This is a genomic window from Micromonospora sp. WMMA1996 (assembly GCF_002573675.1).
GTDB lineage: Bacteria > Actinomycetota > Actinomycetes > Mycobacteriales > Micromonosporaceae > Micromonospora > Micromonospora sediminicola.
Window position 1 is genome coordinate 2,666,313 of sequence record NZ_PDHU01000001.1, and the last position, 18,159, is coordinate 2,684,471.

At 73.9% G+C, this 18,159-nt stretch carries 19 protein-coding genes; 10 read left to right on the plus strand and 9 right to left on the minus strand.

What is annotated here, in order from left to right; all coding sequences use genetic code 11:
- Positions 1 to 39 precede the first annotated feature (39 nt).
- Positions 40 to 2,070 carry a glycosyl hydrolase family 28-related protein gene (locus COO58_RS12050; RefSeq protein ID WP_098745017.1) on the plus strand — a complete coding sequence of 677 codons (2,031 nt, stop codon included), beginning with the start codon at positions 40 to 42 and terminating at the stop codon, positions 2,068 to 2,070.
- 61 nt (positions 2,071 to 2,131) lie between these two features.
- On the opposite strand, the gene COO58_RS12055 is transcribed toward COO58_RS12050, so the two are convergent.
- From COO58_RS12055 to COO58_RS12070, 4 genes are all read right to left on the minus strand, one after another.
- Positions 2,132 to 2,941 carry a SigB/SigF/SigG family RNA polymerase sigma factor gene (locus COO58_RS12055; RefSeq protein WP_091575069.1) on the minus strand — a complete coding sequence of 270 codons (810 nt, stop codon included), beginning with the start codon at positions 2,939 to 2,941 and terminating at the stop codon, positions 2,132 to 2,134.
- 140 nt (positions 2,942 to 3,081) lie between these two features.
- Positions 3,082 to 3,642 carry a GerMN domain-containing protein gene (locus tag COO58_RS12060; RefSeq protein ID WP_091575072.1) on the minus strand — a complete coding sequence of 187 codons (561 nt, stop codon included), beginning with the start codon at positions 3,640 to 3,642 and terminating at the stop codon, positions 3,082 to 3,084.
- Positions 3,639 to 4,988, minus strand: a complete 1,350-nt coding sequence (locus COO58_RS12065) for a cell wall metabolism sensor histidine kinase WalK (protein ID WP_091575075.1) — start codon at positions 4,986 to 4,988, stop codon at positions 3,639 to 3,641. The genes COO58_RS12060 and COO58_RS12065 overlap by 4 nt, the downstream gene beginning before the upstream one ends.
- Positions 4,985 to 5,659 (minus strand): response regulator transcription factor, encoded by a 675-nt coding sequence (locus tag COO58_RS12070; protein WP_091575079.1) that lies wholly within the window; start codon positions 5,657 to 5,659, stop codon positions 4,985 to 4,987. The genes COO58_RS12065 and COO58_RS12070 overlap by 4 nt, the downstream gene beginning before the upstream one ends.
- Positions 5,660 to 5,810: 151 nt before the next feature.
- On the opposite strand from COO58_RS12070, the gene COO58_RS12075 reads away from it, so the two are divergent.
- The 5 genes from COO58_RS12075 to COO58_RS12095 all read left to right on the plus strand — a co-directional run bounded on the left by COO58_RS12075 (position 5,811) and on the right by COO58_RS12095 (position 8,935).
- The gene (locus COO58_RS12075) at positions 5,811 to 6,182 is read left to right on the plus strand and encodes an STAS domain-containing protein (RefSeq protein WP_091575082.1); all 372 of its coding nucleotides are present in this window, start codon (positions 5,811 to 5,813) and stop codon (positions 6,180 to 6,182) included.
- A gap of 9 nt (positions 6,183 to 6,191) precedes the next feature.
- Positions 6,192 to 6,491 (plus strand): hypothetical protein, encoded by a 300-nt coding sequence (locus COO58_RS12080; RefSeq protein ID WP_091577677.1) that lies wholly within the window; start codon positions 6,192 to 6,194, stop codon positions 6,489 to 6,491.
- Entirely contained in the window at positions 6,488 to 7,024 is a 537-nt protein-coding gene (locus COO58_RS12085) for an STAS domain-containing protein (protein WP_091575085.1), read from the plus strand. The genes COO58_RS12080 and COO58_RS12085 overlap by 4 nt, the downstream gene beginning before the upstream one ends.
- Before the next feature lie 23 nt (positions 7,025 to 7,047).
- Positions 7,048 to 7,338 (plus strand): BON domain-containing protein, encoded by a 291-nt coding sequence (locus COO58_RS12090; protein ID WP_091575089.1) that lies wholly within the window; start codon positions 7,048 to 7,050, stop codon positions 7,336 to 7,338.
- A gap of 148 nt (positions 7,339 to 7,486) precedes the next feature.
- Positions 7,487 to 8,935 carry a cellulase family glycosylhydrolase gene (locus tag COO58_RS12095; protein WP_091575093.1) on the plus strand — a complete coding sequence of 483 codons (1,449 nt, stop codon included), beginning with the start codon at positions 7,487 to 7,489 and terminating at the stop codon, positions 8,933 to 8,935.
- Between the two features lie 43 nt (positions 8,936 to 8,978).
- On the opposite strand, the gene COO58_RS12100 is transcribed toward COO58_RS12095, so the two are convergent.
- A complete protein-coding gene (locus COO58_RS12100; RefSeq protein ID WP_098745018.1) occupies positions 8,979 to 9,881 on the minus strand; it encodes a diiron oxygenase in 903 nt (300 codons plus the stop codon).
- 48 nt (positions 9,882 to 9,929) lie between these two features.
- On the opposite strand from COO58_RS12100, the gene COO58_RS12105 reads away from it, so the two are divergent.
- The 4 genes from COO58_RS12105 to COO58_RS12120 are packed head-to-tail and all read left to right on the plus strand — an operon-like array spanning position 9,930 to position 12,407.
- Positions 9,930 to 10,646, plus strand: coding sequence for a TetR family transcriptional regulator (locus COO58_RS12105; protein WP_091575099.1), 717 nt, complete (start codon positions 9,930 to 9,932; stop codon positions 10,644 to 10,646).
- Positions 10,643 to 10,912, plus strand: a complete 270-nt coding sequence (locus COO58_RS12110; RefSeq protein WP_091575103.1) for a DUF4873 domain-containing protein — start codon at positions 10,643 to 10,645, stop codon at positions 10,910 to 10,912. Before COO58_RS12105 ends, COO58_RS12110 begins: the two co-directional genes overlap by 4 nt.
- Before the next feature lie 20 nt (positions 10,913 to 10,932).
- The gene (locus COO58_RS12115) at positions 10,933 to 11,586 is read left to right on the plus strand and encodes a YdcF family protein (protein WP_091575107.1); all 654 of its coding nucleotides are present in this window, start codon (positions 10,933 to 10,935) and stop codon (positions 11,584 to 11,586) included.
- Between the two features lie 56 nt (positions 11,587 to 11,642).
- Positions 11,643 to 12,407 carry a glycosyltransferase family 2 protein gene (locus COO58_RS12120; RefSeq protein ID WP_098745020.1) on the plus strand — a complete coding sequence of 255 codons (765 nt, stop codon included), beginning with the start codon at positions 11,643 to 11,645 and terminating at the stop codon, positions 12,405 to 12,407.
- A 10-nt stretch (positions 12,408 to 12,417) separates the two neighbouring features.
- Here COO58_RS12120 and COO58_RS12125 read toward each other — a convergent pair whose 3' ends face one another.
- The 4 genes from COO58_RS12125 to COO58_RS12140 all read right to left on the minus strand — a co-directional run bounded on the left by COO58_RS12125 (position 12,418) and on the right by COO58_RS12140 (position 18,117).
- On the minus strand, positions 12,418 to 12,540 hold the full coding sequence (locus COO58_RS12125) for a 50S ribosomal protein L36 (RefSeq protein WP_091575115.1): 123 nt from the start codon (positions 12,538 to 12,540) through the stop codon (positions 12,418 to 12,420).
- A 110-nt stretch (positions 12,541 to 12,650) separates the two neighbouring features.
- Positions 12,651 to 15,236 carry a discoidin domain-containing protein gene (locus tag COO58_RS12130; protein WP_255292598.1) on the minus strand — a complete coding sequence of 862 codons (2,586 nt, stop codon included), beginning with the start codon at positions 15,234 to 15,236 and terminating at the stop codon, positions 12,651 to 12,653.
- A gap of 275 nt (positions 15,237 to 15,511) precedes the next feature.
- Entirely contained in the window at positions 15,512 to 16,876 is a 1,365-nt protein-coding gene (locus COO58_RS12135) for a PHB depolymerase family esterase (protein ID WP_098745023.1), read from the minus strand.
- Positions 16,877 to 17,010: 134 nt separating this feature from the next.
- Positions 17,011 to 18,117 (minus strand): DUF4037 domain-containing protein, encoded by a 1,107-nt coding sequence (locus COO58_RS12140; RefSeq protein ID WP_098745024.1) that lies wholly within the window; start codon positions 18,115 to 18,117, stop codon positions 17,011 to 17,013.
- Between the last annotated feature and the right edge of the window lie 42 nt (positions 18,118 to 18,159).

Here is an 18,159-nt window from a genome sequence, read left to right on the forward strand (position 1 = left end):
GGCCACCACCGTCCCCTCCTCGCGAAAGTGGGTGCTCCGATGCAACGGAGCGTGGAAGGCACCACGGGCCGCCGCCCGTGCGTGCCGCGGATCCTCGCGGCGGCGGTCACCGCCGCCGCCCTGGTCGTGCCGCCCGGCTCCGCCGCCGCGGCGACCGCGCCCCCCGGCCCGGCGCCGGCGGTCACCCGGGCCGCCCTCGACCCGGCACTGGTGGCCGGGCGCGGCGCCGCCGTCGACTACGTCGAGCAGGAGGCCGAGAACGCCCGCACCACCGGCACCGTCATCGGCCCCGACCGGTCCGCCTACACCCTGGCCGGCGAGGCGTCCGGCCGCCGGGCCGTCCGCCTGCTGCCCGGCCAGTACGTCGAGTTCACGCTCCCCCGGGCCACCAACGCGCTGACCGTGCGCTACAGCATCCCCGACGCGCCGCGCGGCGGCGGCATCACCGCGCCGCTGCGGGTCGCCGTCGGCCGGGCGCCCGCGCGCACCATGACGCTCACCTCGCAGTACGCCTGGCTCTACAACCAGTACCCGTTCACCAACGACCCCGACGCGGACCTGCTGCACCCGGACTGGTGGATCACCGAGTGCTCGTGCGTGCCGGCGGCCACCACACCGACCCCGGTCGTCGCCAAGCCGTTCCGGCCGCACCACTTCTACGACGAGCAGCGGATGCTGCTCGGGCGGACCCACCGGGCCGGCGAGGTGGTCCGGCTGACCGCGCCGACCGGCACGGCCGCCGCCTGGACCGTGATCGACCTGCTGGACGCGCACCTGGTCGCCCCGCCCCGGGTGGTTCCCCGCGCGGTGAACGTGCTCGCCTTCGGCGCCGACCCGACCGGGCGGCGCGAGTCCGCCGGCGCGTTCGACCGGGCCGTGGCGCACGCCCGCCGGGTGGACCGGCCGCTGTACCTGCCGCCGGGTGTCTTCCAGGTCAACCGGCACGTGATCGTCGACGACGTGACCATCGTGGGCGCCGGCAGCTGGTACACCGTCGTGAAGGGACGCGAGGTCGCGCTCGACACCCCGGCGCCGGACGGGTCCCGGCACACCGGCGTCGGCTTCTACGGCCGCGACGCGGCGGACGGCGGCAGTCGCCACGTCCACCTCTCCGGCTTCGCGATCGAGGGCGACGTCCGCGAGCGCGTCGACACCGACCAGGTCAACGCCATCGGCGGAGCGCTCAACCACAGCACCGTCGACGGCCTCTATCTGCACCACACCAAGGTCGGCATGTGGTTCGACGGTCCGATGACGGGGCTGCGGGTCACCGACACCGTGATCGCCGACCAGATCGCCGACGGGCTCAACTTCCACACCGGCGTCACGCACTCCTCGGTCACCAACTCGGTGGTCCGCAACAGCGGCGACGACGCCCTGGCCATGTGGTCGGAGGGGACCGCGAACGCGTCCAACACGTTCGCGTACAACACCGTGCAGTCGCCGGTGCTGGCCAACGGCATCGCGCTCTACGGGGGCGCCGACCTGACCGTCGCGCACAACCTGGTCGCCGACCCGGTCCGCGAGGGCAGCGCCATCCAGATCGGCTCCCGCTTCGGGGCCGAGCCGTTCGCCGGCCGGATCCGGATCACCGGCAACACCACGGTCCGGGCCGGCACCTACGACCTCAACTGGAACATCGGCCTCGGCGCGATCTGGTTCTACGCGCTGGACCGCAGCATCGACGCCGACATCCAGGTCACCGGCGACGCCTACCTGGACAGCACCTACAACGCGATCATGCTGGTCAGCGACTGGCCGGTGAAGGACAGCGTCCGGATCGACAACGTGCGGTTCCACGACATCCGGGTCGACGGCACGGGCACCTCGGTGGTGAGCGCCCGCACCGCCGGCGGGGCCAGCTTCGCCGACGTCGACGCGCGCAACGTGGGCGCGGTCGGGGTGAACAACTGCGGCTCGTTCCACTTCACCCCGGCCGGATCCGAGTTCGGCCTCACCGACCTCGGCGGCAACGACGGCGGGTGGCTCGCGCCGTGGCTGCTGCCGAACACCATCACCTGCGACGACCGGCCGCCGGTCGTGCCGCCGCCCCCACCCACCACCTGGTGAACGACGCGACCGCCACCGGCCGGGGGCCGGTGGCGGTCGCGACGCGGTGCGCGGTGGCGGATCAGGCCTCGGTGAGCTGACCCCGCAGCTTGGTCAGGGCGCGGGCGAGCAGCCGCGACACGTGCATCTGGGACACGCCGACCCGGGCGGCGATCTCGCTCTGGGTCAGGTTGCCGTAGAAGCGCAGCGTGAGGATCTTCTGCTCGCGCTCGTCGAGCGTGGCCAGCGCCGGGCCCAGCGAGGCGCGCAGCTCGGCCAGCTCGTACTCGTTGTCCTCGCTGCCGAGCGTGTCGCCCAGCTCGGTGGCGCTGTCGCCGTCGCCGATCGGGGTGGAGAGCGACACCGCGTTGTAGGCGCGGGCACCCTCCAGGCCCTCCAGCACCTCTTCCTCGGTGACGTCGAGGTGGGTGGCGATGTCGGCCACGGTCGGGGCCCGGTTGAGGGTCTGGGTCAGCGTGCTGTTCGCCTCGGAGATGCGCAGCCGCAGCTCCTGGAGGCGACGCGGGACCCGGATGTTCCAGGTGCGGTCACGGAAGTGCCGCTTGATCTCGCCGAGGATGGTCGGGATGGCGAAGCCGGCGAAGTCGACCCCGCGGGAGGCGTCGAACCGGTCGACCGCCTTGATCAGGCCGAGCGCCGCGGTCTGGGCCAGGTCGCCGGCCGGCTCGCCGCGACCGCTGTAGCGGGCGGCCAGGTGGTTGGCCAGCGGCAGCCACGCCTCGATGACCTGGTTGCGCAGGCTCGCCCGCTGCGGGTGGTCCGCGGGCAGGGCGGCGAGCGCCCCGATCAGCTCGCTGGCGCGGGACTCCTCACCGGTCTGCGGCGCGCGGTGCACCTCGGTGGCGGACGGTGCCATGGTCATCGTGGTCATGCTGCCCTTCCTGTCCTTGGAGAACGGGTGGCCTCCCACACCGGTCGTGCCAGCCACACTAGACCAAAGGTCACCGCCAAATCAACCGAACGGACGATGGAGATTTAGGGGTATACCGGACAACCTGGCGTGGAATCCGGTCAACGGGGTAGCAGCGGCCGGTAGTCGGCGGCGGTGAGCGGGAGCGCGGAGACGCTCCCGTCGGCGCGGGGCACCTCCAGCGGCTGCCCGTCCCGGCGGAACGCCACGCTGTCCACGTCCGGCCGTTGGGTGAGGCTGCACACGATCTGCCCGAAGGCGAGCACCTCGTCGCTGCGCCCGGTCTCCTCGCCGGCCTGGCGCACGTCGACCGTGGCGACGGTGCCGGCGAGCGTGGCCCCCGCGACCGCCACCGTGCCCGGCAACGCGGTGGCCAGCCCGCGGCCGCGCTCCCAGCGGTCCGGCCCGGCCAGCAGGTGCTGGAGGTGGGCGTCCACGCCGGGCAGGCGGTCCGCCGGACGGGTGACCACCGCCAGGCCGTCCTCCCGGACGAAGCAGAACGGCTCGTCCACCCGACCCTCCGGGTCGGCCGTCGTGGTGCCGGCCGGTGTCGGGAACCGGCCGGGCGGCGGCTGCACCAGCCGGGGCTCGTCGTCGACCGGCACACCGCACCCGGCGAGCAGCGCTGCCGCGAGCAGCGTCGGAACCAGCCGGCGCCTCATCGGACCGCTCCGGGCAGCTCGACCCGGAACCGGGCGCCCCGGTCCCGGTCCAGCACGGCCGCCGTCCCGCCGTGCGCCGCCGCGTGCTGCGCCACCAGCGCGAGGCCGAGCCCGGTTCCGTCGGTTCCGGCCCGGGCGTGCGCCGCCCGGCCCCGGACGAAACGGTCGAAGATCGCCTCCCGGTCCGCCGCCGGCACGCCCGGACCGTCGTCGTCGACCTCCAGGACGCCGACGCCGTCCTCCGCGCCGAGCCGGACCGCGACCGGGCCGCCGCCGTACCGTTCGGCGTTCTCCAACAGGTTCAGCAGCACCTGGGCGAAGCGGCGACGGTCGACCCACCACCGGTGCGGCGCGCCGGCCGACACCTCGACCAGGCTCTCCGGCAACGACCGCTCGCGGCAGGCGGACCGCGCCAGGTCGACCACGTCGACGGTCTCCCGGTGCGCCGGCTGCTCGGTGCGGGCCAGCTGGATCAGGTCGTCCACCAGGCGCTGGAACCGGGCCACCTCGTCCGCCACCAGGCCCGCCGCGGTGGCGGTGCGCTCGTCCTGGTGTTCCCGGCGGCGGGTCAGGACGCTCGCGGCGGCGGCCAGCGTCTGCAGCGGCGAGCGCAGCTCGTGGCTGACGTCCGCGGCGAAGCGTCGATCCCGGTCGATCCGCCGGACCAGCTTGTCGACCATCTCGTTGAACGAGCTGGACAGGCGGGTCAGGTCCGGGTCGGTGGTCGGGTCGAGCCGGGTGGCGAAGTCGCCGGCGGCGATCCGCTCGGCCGCGTCGGCCACCGCGGTGAGCGGCCGGAGGCTGTGCCGGGTGGCGTACCAGCCCAGCGCCGCGCCGGCTCCCGCGATCATGATCGCGACCGCGGTCAGCGCCAGCCCGACCACCTGGAACGTGTCCTCCACCTCGCGCAGCGAGGTCAACTCGTAGTAACCCAGCTCACCGGGGAGCGGCACCCCGACGAGCAGCGTCGGCTGCCCGTCCAGGCGGATCCGCTGCACGGCGGGCCGACCGTCGGCGACCACCCGTTGCAGTTCGGCCGGTACCGAGCTGGCGCCCACGTCCGCGGTACGGGCGTACCAGCCGTCGCGCAGGTGCAGCAGCGGGCGTCGGGCGCTGCCGGTGTCCAGCGAGCGCAGCACGGCCACCACGTCCGGGGTGCCGGTGTCGAGGCCGGACCGGACCACCGCGGCGTCGTAGTAGGCGGCGCGGACGGCGGTGCGCTCCCGCTCGTCGAGCAGCGAACGGCGGGTCAGGTCGTAGGAGAACAGGGCCATCAGCGCGGCCAGCAGCAGGGCGCCCACGGCGAACGCGGCGGTCACCCGGGCGCGCAGTCCGGGACGGCTCATCGCTGGAGCTTGTAGCCGAGACCCCGCAGGGTGACCAGGTGACGGGGGTTGGCCGGATCCGGCTCGATCTTCTGCCGGAGCCGGCCGACGTGCACGTCGACCAACCGCTCGTCACCGGTCTCGTAGCCCCAGACGCGGCTGAGCAGCTGCTGGCGGGACAGCACCTTGCCGGCGTGCTCGGCAAGCTCGCAGAGCAGCCGGAACTCGGTCCGGGTCACCGGCACCGGCCGGCCGGACCGTCGCACCTCGCCGGCCTCGGCGCTGATCTCCAGGTCGCCGAAGAACTGCGCGGGCGCGGGGCCGGCCACGGTCCGGACCCGGCGGCGCAGGGCCCGCAACCGGGCGGAGAGTTCCTTGATCGCGACCGGCTTGACCACGTAGTCGTCCGCCCCGGCCTCCAGCGCGGCGACGATGTCGTGGGTGTCGTCGCGGGCGCTGATCACCACGACCGGAACGTCGTCGTCGCGACGTAGCTGCCGGATACCGGTGAAACCGTCCATGCCGGGCAGCATCAGGTCCATCAGCACGTAGTCGGCCGGGTTCTCCCGCTGCCGGCGCAACCCGTCCTCGGCGGTCGCCGCGCCGTAGGCCTCGTAGCCCTCCTCCTCCAGGGCGAGCTGCAGCGCGAGCCGGATGCGGTCGTCGTCCTCGATCACCAGTACGGCCGTCATATGGGCATCATGACCGGCTGGCCACGGGTCGCCCAATCGCGTCGGCCGTTCACGGTTTTTGTCACCGAACCGTCATACAACCGTCCGGTGACCTCCAAGGTCGCTGACCAGAGTGGGAGCCGAACCGGAACCCCGTCACGGAAGCGACCTGATGACCAGCACCCTGCCGTCCGCCCCGCCGGAGTCCACCGTGCCGCACGTCCGGGTGGAGATCACCGACGAGCTGGACCTCGCCGGGCTGTCCGAGGTCGCGCACGTGCTGGACCGCGTCCTGGCGCTACGGCCCCGGCAGGTGACCATCGACCTCGCGCAGTGCCGGCACGTGGACGCCGCCGCGATCGCGCTGCTGCTGGACGTGCACCGCCGCCTGGCCCGACGGGACGCGGTCCTGACCCTGGGCAATCCGCACCCCCGGATCCGGCGGGTCCTGGCCACCGCCGGCCTGGGCGCGTCGGTACCCGTCGTCGACACGCCCCGCCCGGCCGCCCGCGGTCGCGCCCGGGTCCCGTCCGCGCGGCGCTGAGGAGGAGTGGTGACCGGCAGCACGCTCGTCGGAGCGCTCGTCGTGGGCCTCGCCGTCGGTGCGGTGGGACGACTCGTCCTACCGGGGCGCAAGGCCGTCCCGGTCTGGTTGACCCTCGCGCTCGGCGTGGCCGCGGCGCTGCTCGGCGCGATCGTGGTCGGGCTGGTCGACCGGCGTCCGGGAGGCTCCCCGCTGCTGCCCCTGGTGGTGCAGACCGGGTTCGCCGCCGTCGCGGTCGTGCTGGCGGTGGTCGCCGCCGGCCGGCAGACGTCGCCCGACCCGGCCGCCCGGCGGAAGGAGGAGGTGTGACGGTCGTACCGGCGGAACATCTGATGATGCTCATCTGCGACGGCTGCGGCGACAGCGTCACCGGCACGGGTGCCACGCTGCCCGACGCCGAGGTCGTGTGGACGCTGGTCTTCGAGCACGACTGGGTCGGCTCGCCCTTCGCCTCCGGGCCGCACCACTGCCCCCGGTGCAGCGCCCGGGCGGCGGTCGCCGACGACGGCCTGGGCCTCGACGACGTGGAGGCGGTGGGCGGGCCGCGGCCCACCCCCGACGCCGACCCCGCCGAGGCGGTACGCCGGGCGCTGGCCGACCGGTCGATCCGGGCCGACCGGGAGTTGGTCGACCTCGCCGGGCTGGAGGTGATCGACTCCGCCGGGCTGGGTCTGCTGGTCCGGGCGCACCAGGAGGCCCGACGGGACGGCCGGCGGTTGTGCCTGGTGGCGCCGTCCCGGTTCGTGCTCACCGTGTTGCACACCATGCGGCTCGACGGCGTCTTCGCCGTCGTCGACGACCGCGCCCCGGCGTCGGGCGTCGCACCCGCCCCCCGGTCCTGACCGAGCAGAAGGAGTCCCTCCCCGTGATGATGCCCTGGCCGTACCCGGACTTCCCGTTCACCGGCGGCGGGCCCGAGCCCGACGGCGCGGACGTGGCGCTCGCGTCGCTGGTCGCGCAGCGCCTGAGCACCGACTGGACCACCCGGCGCCAGCAGATCACGGTCACCGTGCAGAACCGGGTGGTCATCCTCGCCGGAATGGTCGCCGACCCGGAGACCCGTCGCGTCGCCGCCGAGCTGGCCTGGGACGTACCGGGCGTGTTCGACGTCTGCAACGCGCTGCGGCTCTACGGCGGCCGGCGCGCCCGGCGCTGACCCCGCCGCGCCGCCCCGGCGGTTGCACGCATCGGCATCCGCCTCTACCCTCTGCGTGGGAGCGCTCCCCCGGGCACCGAGTCGACCTTCCGGGCAGGTTCACGTCGGGCACCCTCCGATCACCACCCACCAGATGGGACCTTCCCGCATGTTCTCGATCCCCCGGCCGTCCCGGCGGCACCTGTTCGTCGGCGCCGCCGTCGGCGCGCTCGCCCTGGCGGCGACCGCCGTCCTGCCGTCGACGAACGCGATGGCGGCGACCGGCTGCGCCGTCACCTACACCACCAACTCCTGGCAGGGCGGCTTCACCGCCACCGTGACGGTCAAGAACCTCGGCGACCCGGTGAACGGCTGGACCCTGGGCTTCACCTTCCCGGACGGCGGCCAGCGCGTGGTGCAGGGCTGGTCGGCCACCTGGCAACAGAGCGGATCCGCGGTCACCGGGCGCAGCCTGGACTACAACGGCGCGCTCGGCACCGGGGCCAGCACGACCGTCGGCTTCAACGGGTCCTGGACCGGGTCGAACCCGAGCCCGACCTCGTTCACACTCAACGGCACGGCCTGCACCGGCGGCACCGGCACGCCGCCGCCGAGCACGCCGCCCCCGACCACTCCCCCGCCCACCACCGCGCCGCCGACGACCCCGCCGCCCACCGGCACCACGCCGGCCGCGATCAACGGTCAGCTGCGGGTCTGCGGGGTCAACCTCTGCAACCAGCACGGCCGGCCGATCCAGTTGCGCGGCATGAGCACGCACGGGTTGCAGTGGTTCGCCAACTGCTACCCCGACGCCTCGCTCGACGCGCTTGCCAACGACTGGCAGGCCGACCTGCTGCGCATCTCGATGTACGTGCAGGAGCAGGGCTACGAGACCAACCCGACCGGGTTCACCAACCAGGTCAACTCGCTGGTGGACAAGGCCGAGGCGCGGGGCATGTACGCGTTGATCGACTTCCACACGCTGACCCCCGGCGACCCGATGTACAACCTGGAGCGGGCGAAGACCTTCTTCGCCGCCGTGTCGGCGCGCAACGCGGCCAAGAAGAACGTGATCTACGAGATCACCAACGAGCCGAACGGCGTGAGCTGGTCGACCATCCGCACCTACGCCGAGCAGGTCATCCCGGTGATCCGGGCCAACGACCCGGACGCCGTGGTCATCGTCGGCACCCGGGGCTGGTCCTCGCTGGGCGTCTCCGAGGGCGGCAACTCCGACGAGATCGTCAACAACCCGGTGCGGGCGCAGAACATCATGTACACGTTCCACTTCTACGCCGCCTCGCACCGGGACAACTACCGCACCGAGGTCGAGCGGGCCGCCGCCCGGCTGCCGCTGTTCGTCACCGAGTTCGGCACGGTCACCTACACCGGTGACGGCGCGGTGGACACGGCCAGCAGCAACGCCTGGCTGGACCTGCTGGATCGGCTGAAGATCAGCTACGCCAACTGGACGTACTCGGACGCGCCCGAGGGCAGCGCGGCGCTGCGGCCGGGCACCTGCGCGGCGGGCACCTTCACCGGCACCTCGGTGCTCACCGAGTCCGGCGCGTTCATGCGCAACCGGATCCGCACCCCCGACAGCTTCCCCACCTCCTGACCGGGCGGCCGGCGGCGGTCCATCCCCTTCGGGCCGCCGCCGGTCAGCCCTCGATCAGCCCGGACCGGCGCCACAGCAGCCGTCCCGGGCCGGCGATCAGCCCCAGCTCGGTGAGGTGCTCGGCGATCCGCTGGGCGGACCACCGCAGGGTGGCCTGCCAGTGCGGGTTCGCGTGGGCCGCGGCCAGGCCGACCGCCGGCGCGATGCCGACCGCCGCGTACGCCCGGGGGTTCACCAGACGTCGGGTGATCGAGTAGGCCGCCCGGCCGATCACCAGGCGCGCGTAGCCGAGCGCCACCGGGCCGGCCGCCTCCACCTGGCGGCCCAGCTCGTCGCGGGCGAAGCGTACGTGCCGGGCCTCCTCCACCACGTGGATCCGGGAGACCATCCGGACCAGCGGCTGCAAGGACTCGTCGGCCATGATCTCCCGCTGGAACGAGTCGAGGATCTCCTCGGCGATGAGGATGGCGGCGTACATCTGCGGGCCGGTCGCGGTGGCCTTGAGCCAGCGGCCGAGCAGGTGGTCGACCGGGGCGGCCCGGTAGACCGGGGTGCCGATCGCCTCGATCAGCCGACCGAACATGATGGAGTGCCGGCACTCGTCGGCGACCTCGGTGAGCGCGTACTGGGCGTGCCGGCTGGTCGGATCGGCGTCGTAGTAGTGCCGGATCAGCATCTGCATGAGGATCGTCTCGAACCACAGTCCGGCGCTGGCGGCGCTGGCCACCTCGTGCTTGGTCAGCTCGACGCGCTGCTCCTCGGTCATGTCGTCCCACAGCGGGGTGCCGTAGAGGCTGCTGCGCCGCGGCGGCAGCCAGTAGGCCCCGGGCACCGGCGGCGCCGACCAGTCGAGGTCGACGAGGGGGTCGTAGCTGGTCCGCACCGAGGCGGTGAGCAGGCGGTCGGCGACCGCCTCCCGCGGGAATCCGGCCGACGTCCGCTCCATGACCCCTCCAGGTTGACGTAACTTCCAGTAACTGTTACGAGTGGTAGCATGCGACGCACCTCCACCGATGTCAATGGCTCCGGCGCTCCGCCGGCGCCGCCCCCGCCCCGGTCCGGCGGCCGGCGCGACCGCTGGGCCGACCACCGCGAGCAGCGACGCCAGGAGCTGGTCGCCGCCGCCGTGCAGGCGTTGCTGCGGCACGGCCCCGGCGTCGACATGGACCAGGTGGCGGCCACCGCCGGAGTCAGCAAACCGGTGCTCTACCGCTACTTCGCCGACAAGGCGCAGCTCTGGCTGGCGGTCGGCGAGGTGGTCGCGGCGCGGGTGGTCGACGCCATCGCGCCCGCGGTGGAGCAGGTACGCGAGGAGCGCGCGCTGGTCGAGGCGACCATCGACGCGTACCTGAGCGTCATCGAGTCCGAGCCGACGCTCTACCGGTTCCTGGTGCACGAGTCCGGCCTGCCCGGCCTCCAGCAGGTGGTCAGCGGCACCAGCCGGCAGGTCGCCACCGGGCTGGCCCGGGTGATCGGCGACCGGCTGCGCGCGCTCGGCCTCGACGCCGGCCCGGCCGAGCCGTGGGCGTACGGGCTGGTCGGGTTCGTCCAGGCGGTCGGCGACTGGTGGACCACGCACGGCCAGCCGATCCGCCGGGCCGCCCTGACCGACTACCTGACCACCCTGCTGTGGAGCGGCATCGAGGGGGTCCGACGCGGGGCGGACCTGCCGCCGGAGCTGACCCGCGCGCACGAGCGGATCGACAGGTGAGCTGGCAGGGCCCCGCCGAGATCGCCGGCACCCCGGTCCGGCTGCACGCCGGCGGCCGGTGGGAACCCGTCGACGGCCGCTACCACTGGGCCGGGCGCACCGACCCGGAGCCGCGCCTGGTGCGGCTGCTGCGCTCCGGCCGGCGGGACGTGGAGGTCCGCGTCGGCGACCGGGTCACCCGGGCCCGGCTGACCGAGGTGGACCCGTGGGGCGGCGTCCGGGTCACCGGGGTCGGCGCTGCCCCCTGGCCGGCCGAGGAGGACTGAGCCGCACGTACCGTGGGGGAATGACGCCGACCGCCACCGTGCTGCTGGTCTTCGGTCGCGGGGTGGTGGCCGACGACGACGGCTACCGGCTCACCGCCGAGAGCGCCGCGCGCACCGACGCCGCCGTGGCGTACGTCCGCGCGCACGCCGCCGCGTTCCGCCGCGACCCCGCCGCGCGGGTGGTGTTCACCGGCGGCTGGCCGCACGGGCCGGCCGGCGCGCCGGGCCCGCCGGACGGCTTCCGGGAGGGTGAGCTGATGTGCGCGCTCGCCCGCGACGCCGGTCTCGACGCCCACGTCCGGTCGGCCGTGGAGACCCGGTCCCGGACCACGTTGCAGAACCTGGCGCACGCCGTGCAGGACGGGCTGCTCGATCCGGCCGAGTTCGGCGTGGACCGTCCACTCGGGCTGGTCACCCATCCCTGGCATCTGCCCCGCGTCCGGCTGCTCGCCGGGCGTGCGCTCGGACTGTCCGGCCCGGCGCTGCGCGACGTGCCGGTGACCGGGCCGGATCCGGTGCCGGCGCGGCGGGAGCGGGCCGCCCGGGTCGCGTGCCGGCTCGGCTATCTCGGCCTGCGTACCCCGGAGGCGCTGCTGCGCCGCGAGCGCGGACTGACCCGGGCGGTCCGGCTGCTCGGCGGCGGGCGGGGATTCACCGGCCGACGGCCGGGGTAGAACGCTCGTCGATCGACCCGGCGGACGTGCCGACGGGCGAGTCCCCAGGAGGTTCCGTGATCGCGCTCGTGCCGGTGTACCGACCGGGTGACCGTCTGCCGCCGCTCGTCACCGACCTGGTCGCGGCGCTGCCCGGGGCCTCCGTGCTGGTCGTCGACGACGGCAGCGGCCCGACCGCCGCCGCGGTGCTCGCCGAGGCCCGCGCCCGGGGCGCGACGGTGCTGCGCCGCCGGGTCAACCGGGGCAAGAGCGTGGTGCTGCGCACCGGCTTCCGGTACGCCGTGACCGACCGTCCCGGGCACGACGTGGTGTGTGTGGACGCCGACGGTCAGCACCGGGTGGACGACGTGGTCCGGGTGGCCGACCGGATGCGCGCCACCGGGGCGGCGACCCTCGGCGTACGCCGGTTCGACGGCGAGGTCCCGGCCCGCAGCCGGTTCGGCAACGCGACCACCCGGGCGGCGTTCCGGCTGGCCACCGGCCGGGACGTGCGGGACACCCAGACCGGGCTGCGCGCCTATCCGGCGGGAATGCTCGGCTGGCTCGGCGCCGTCCCCGGCGACCGCTTCGAGTACGAGATGAACGTGCTGCTGCACGCCGTGCGGGACGGGCTGCCGATCGAGCAGGTCGACATCGCCACCCGGTACCACGCCGGCAACTCGGGCTCGCACTTCTCCGCGCTCGCCGACTCGGTGCGGATCTACCGGCCGCTGGTCGGCTTCGCCGCCGCCCGCCTGCTCTCCCCCACGCCGCCGCAGCCGCACCCGCCGGTGGAGGGCGTCACGCCCGCGCGGCCCACACCGGTGACTCGAACCCCCTGACCACCGGGGCTCAGCCCTGCCGGGCCTTCTGCCGCCGGTCGGCCTTGTTGATCACGAACAGCTTGCCGCGGCGGCGGACCACTATCGAGTTGGCCTTGCGCTTCAACGCGCGCAGCGAGCTCCGGACCTTCATCTGCGCCCCTCCCGTTCCCGCGGTGTCTCCTGCGGCGCGGGTACCCGCAGGGGTGGCGGTCATGCCCCGGGGGCGGCCGGCACGTGCGGCCGGCCGCCCCCGGGCTCGGGTCAGGGGTAGCTGACCACGTTCACCGGCACGGTGTTCGTGCCCTGTGCGGTGCCACCGGTGTCGTTGATGACGTGGGTGATCGACCCGTTCCCGCCCAGCGAGACGGTGAGCAGGTCGTGGAACCGGACGCCCGACCTGGTGGGGGCCTCGAAGGAGTGGTAGGCCGCGATGGTGGGGTCGACGTTGAAGTAGCAGTAGCTGCCCATGCCCCATCCCTCGAACGTGGTGACCGCGTCGGCGACCTTGAACGCGGCGTAGCCCACCCGGGAGCCGTTCATCCAGGAGGCCGCGTTCGGCGGGTCGTACGGCAACTCGTTCTGGAAGAAGATCGTCCGCCCGTTGTCGCCGTTCCAGATCACCTCGTACTTCTGGTAGTGCTCGACGAAGAGCCCGAGCGCGGTGACGTTGTCGCCGTTGACGATCAGGCCGGTGTCGGCGGTGTTGACGGTCCAGCCGATGCCGGTGCCGTGGTCGCCCCGCCAGGCCCAGATGTGGTCGATCAGCGCGTCGTCCTGGTTGACCACCAGGCTGGTGGTGGCCTTGCCGGCGTGCGCGCCGCCGATGCGGAAGAAGACGTCCTGGATCGAGGTGGGGTTGGTGGCGTGGCTGGCGGTCGACCCGGCGGGGCCGACCTGGAGCAGCACCGGCGAGTTCACCGCGCCGGCGTCGAAGAGCAGCCCGGCGAGGCGGACGCCGTCGACGTCGGCGACCGTCATCGGCACCACGCCGTTCTGCGGCACCAGCGTCGGGTAGCCGATGCCGAGCACCACCGTGCCGGCCCGGTTGACCGCGATGGTCTGGTCGACGGCGTAGACGCCGGGGGTGAAGAGCAGGTTCAGGCCCTGGGCCAGGGCGGCGTTGATGGTGGCCGCCGAGTCGCCGGGCTTGGCCACGTAGAACTGGCTCAGCGGGATCGACGTGCCCGGGGTGGCGCCGCCGAGCCAGGACGCCCCGCTGGCGTTGGTCCGGGTGGAGGGGACGAAGACCTGGTAGGCGCCGCTCCCGTCGAGGTAGAGGTAGGGCACGTCGCGGCTGACCGGGGTCTGGGCCAGCGTGGTGTACGGGGGGTTCGGGAAGCTGGTCGCGGGCGCGCCGACCACCCCGGAGTTGGTCACGTTCCACACCGCGTTGAGGTAGCCGCCCACGTTGCTGTCCCGGGTGTACCACTGCTGCTGCGAGTACGGCTGCACCACGCCGGTCACCCGGCTGTCCGCGATGTAGCCGCCGCTGGCCCAGCCGTAGCCGTTCGGGGCCAGGTTCAGGTCGCCCTGGATGTCCATCCGACGGAACGGCGCGGCCTGCGACACCGCCCAGCGGGTGAACCCGGCCGACGGGAAGACCTGCATGTTCGACGCCGAGCGCCAGAAGTTCTGGGTGGCGTTGCCGGCGAACCAACCGGCGTCCACCGTGATGTCACCGTGGATCCGCACGTCGCCGGGGTTCCGGCCGAGCCCCATGATCGAGGTGTAGAAGCCGATCTGCGCGTTGATCCCGGAGTAGTCGCCCGGCTTGAACATCAGCGCGTACCGCTGGGTGCCGAACTGGTTGGACTCCTGGGTGCGGAAGACGGAGTCGAGTTGGGCCTGGATGCTGGCGGCCGACATCGACGGGTCGAACGTGATGACGTTGGGTCCGAGCGACCCGCCGCCCGGCACGGTGCCGCCGCCGGTGGTGTGCACGGTGAACTCCCACAGTGAGTAGCCCCAGCCGGTGGCCCGGGCGGTCCCGTGGACGCGGACGTAGCGACCGGAGCCGTTGACCGTCAGGGTGTCGGTGCCGCCGTCGCCGCTGGTGGTGCTGTAGACGGAGGTCCAGGTGGCGCCGTCGGTCGAGGTCTGGATCTGGTACGCGCGCCCGTAGGCCGCCTCCCAGCTCAGCACCACCCGGCAGACGGTACGGACGCTGCCCAGGTCGACCTGGAGCCACTGCGGGTCGGCGGCGGCGCTGGCCCAGCGGGTGCCCGGGTTGCCGTCGACCGCCGCACCGGCGGGGGTGCCGGCGTTCTCGGTCGAGGAGGCGGTGGCGGGCCGGCCCTGGGCCGCGTTCGTCGCGGTGTCGCAGCCGCTGCCGCCGCCGGTGCTGCCGTAGACCTGGAACTCCCAGAGCGAGTAGCCGTAGCCGGTGGCTCGGGCGGTGCCGTTCACCCGCACGTAGCGGCCGGTGCCGCTGACGGTGAGGTCGTCGGTGCCACCGTCACCGTTGGTCGTGCTGAACACGGTGGTCCAGGTGGCGCCGTCGGTCGAGGTCTGCACCTGGTACGCCCGCGCGTAGGCACCCTCCCAGGCCAGGCTGACCCGGGAGACGGTGGCGGTCGCGCCGAGGTCGACCTGGATCCACTGGGGATCGGCGAAGGCGCTGGACCAGCGGGTGCCGGAGTTGCCGTCGGTGGCGTTGGACGCCGGGGTGCCGGCGTTCTCGGTCGAGGAGGCGGTGGTGGGCCGCCCCTGCGACAGCAGCGGGTCGGCGGCGCGGGCCGGGCCGGGCGGGCCGACCAGCGCCACGGCGGCGAGCAGGGCGGTCAGCGCGGCGACCGTGCGCCGGGCCGACCGGCGGGGTGGGGACAGCAGGAGTCGTACGGGTGACATGGGCATCTCCGGGACGGGTGGAGTGCGGGGCGGGGGTGGCGGTTCCGGTGCGGCGGACGGGTTCCGGCCGGATGACCGGTGCCCGTCCGTGCGGTGGACCATCCCCGCGCGCAGTGGCGCATGTCAATTCCCGGACGCCTCGCCCGCTCCTTTTTTCGCGCCTTGTGAAAAGTCCGGAACAAAGCCTCTCGCCATGATCGGATCCGGCGTGCCGGGGTGGCGGCATCGCTGCGGCGCGACGCCGCCACCCCGGCCGGTGGCCCGGGTCAGCGGGTTCAGGCCACGGCGCAGGGGCTGCCGTTGAGCGTGAACGCGGCCGGACTACCGGTGTTGCCGGTGTGGGTGGCCTGGAAGCCGATGGTCACCGAGCCGCCCGGCGCGACGGCGCCGTTGTAGGAGACGTTGCGGGCGGTCACCGCCCCGCTGGTCGGCGCGTACGTGGCGTTCCAGCCGCCGGTGATCGTCTGCCCGCCCGGCAGGGTGAAGGCGAGACTCCAGCCGTTGACCGGCGAGGTGGCCGTGTTCGTGATCGTCACGGACGCGGTCAGCCCGGTGTTCCAGGCGTTCACCACGTACCCGACCCGGCACGCGCCCGACGGCGGCGGCGTCGTCGGCGGGGCCGTGGTCGGCGGCGGCGTGGTCGGCGGCGGCGTCGTGGGCGGGGCCGTGGTCGGCGGCGGCGTCGTGGGCGGGGCACTGGTCGGCGGGGTGCTGCTGTCCAGGCCGAAGAAGCGGACCGCCTGGGCCGCGTCGACCGGCAGGTTGTGCGAGACGCCCTGCATGCTGATCGCCTCGACGGTCGCGGTGCCGCCGGTGCCGCCGTAGCGGGTGCGCGTCCAGCCCGGCTGCGGACTGTCCGTGTACGCGGGCGTCTGGCTCAGCCCGTTGACGTTGGTCCACTGGTCGATCTCCTCGCCGAAGTTCGGGTAGCGGAGCGTCTCGTCGTTGGTGCCGTGCCAGAGCTGCATCCGGGGCCGTGGGCCGGAGTAGCCGGGATACGCGTTGCGCACCAGGTCGCCCCACTGCTGCGGGGTCTTCAGGACCTGCCCGTTGGCGCACTCGCTGTTCCACTCGGAGCCGTTGGTGGTGGCGAAGCACCCGAACGGCACCCCGGCGAAGGCCGCGCCGGCGCGGAACACGTCCGGATAGACGCCGAGCAGCACGTTGGTCATCATCGCCCCGGACGAGGTGCCGGTGGTGAAGATCCGCTCCGGATCGACCGGGTACCGCTGCCGTACGTAGTCCACCATGGACTTGATGCCCACCGGGTCGCTCCCGCCGTCGCGCCGCAGCGCCTGCGGCGACGAGACGTCGAAGCACTTGCTGCTGCGGGTGACCGACGGGTAGACGACGACGTAGCCGTACCGGTCGGCGAGCGCCGCGAACTGGGTGCCGGAGTACATGGCCGGTCCGCTGCCGGTGCAGTAGTGGTTGACCACGAGCAGGCCCGGCCGGGCCGCGACGGCGTTCGGGACGTACAGGTACATCCGCAGGTTGCTCGGGTTGGCGCCGAAGTTCGTCACCTCGGTCAGCGACGCCGCCGCGGCCGGGCTCGGGGCGGCCAGCGCCGCCACAGCGGCGAGCCCGGCCGCGGCCAGGGCCGCGCCGAGCAGTCGGAGTCTGCTCCTTCTGGACAGCATGGGTTCTCCTCGGTGGTGGGGACACCGCGCGGTGGCGCGTCGCGGCGTGGTCGCCGACGAGGCGCCTGCGAAGGGCGGCCCGGACCCTCGGAGACGAGATAGACGGTCACAGATAGATGCGACCGAGTCGGAGTCTAGGCCCCCGGCCCGGAGTCGACAACCGGTGGCCGGTCCGGCAGCACCGCCGCGGCCACCCGGCGGGCCCGGCCCGGGCGGGTGAGCACGTCCACGTTGTCGAGGTACTGGTCCACCGCGCCGAGCGGCGGCCGGTCGCGCAGGTGCGGGTCGGTGATCGCGGCGCGCAGCGCCTCGGTGAACCGCCCGGCGTCGAGCACCAGGAAGGGCCGGTCGTGGAACGGCCGTGCGGTCGGCTCCACGGGCGCGGTGAGGCCGGTGCCGTTGGTCCAGCCGGCCACCGTCTCCAGCGCGCGGACCAGGCCGGACTGCCGGGCCGGCCAGTCGCCCGGCCCGAGCGCGGTGGTCAGCGCGTCCACCACCGGCGTCGCCGCCGGCAGCGCGGCGAAGACGGTGCCGAGCCACTTCGCGTACGGAGGCCATCGGCGGTGCGTCAACAGCCCCAGGCGCATCAGGTCCCGGGCCAGCCCGGCGGCCACCACCCGGCTGCCCAGGTCGTCACCGACCTCGGCGCAGCGGCCGGCCAGGTGCTCGGCCTGCGCCACCCGCTGCCAGCACGCCGCCAGGACGTGCCGCCAGACGTCGTCCGGATACCAGGCCAGCCGCGCCCGGACGGCGGTGAGCGCGCCGTCCAGCCCGTCGTGGAACACCGCCCCGCCGGTCAGCTCCGCCAGCCGCTGGGTCGGCGTCGCCAGCCAGTCCGCCGCCGTCAGGCCGATACGCGGGTCGACGCCCAGCCGGTCGCGCAGCCACGCGCCCAACTCGTCGACGCTCACGCCGTGCCGGTCGCCGTCGGCCCGGACCGTGCCGAGCCGGACCGTCGGCCCGCCGGCGAACCGGGTCGGCCAGCCGAGGAACCGCGCCGGCAGCTCCGCGTCGAGCACCGCCCGCACCGACGCCGCGTCCGGCGCGGCGGCGACGAAGACCTGGGTACGCGGACCCCAGTCGTGGTCGGTGGAGCGCGCCGTGTCGAGGCCGAGCAGCTCGGAACCGCCGTCGAGCAGCCCGGCGGAGTAGCGCAGGCCGGGCAGCCGCCGGGCCAGCAGCGGGGCCACCACCTCGTCGTGGAACCGGCGGGCCAGGGTCAGACCGGGTACGAAGCTCACCGTGTCAGTCTGCGCACCCCGGACCGCCCGCGCCCCCGGGTT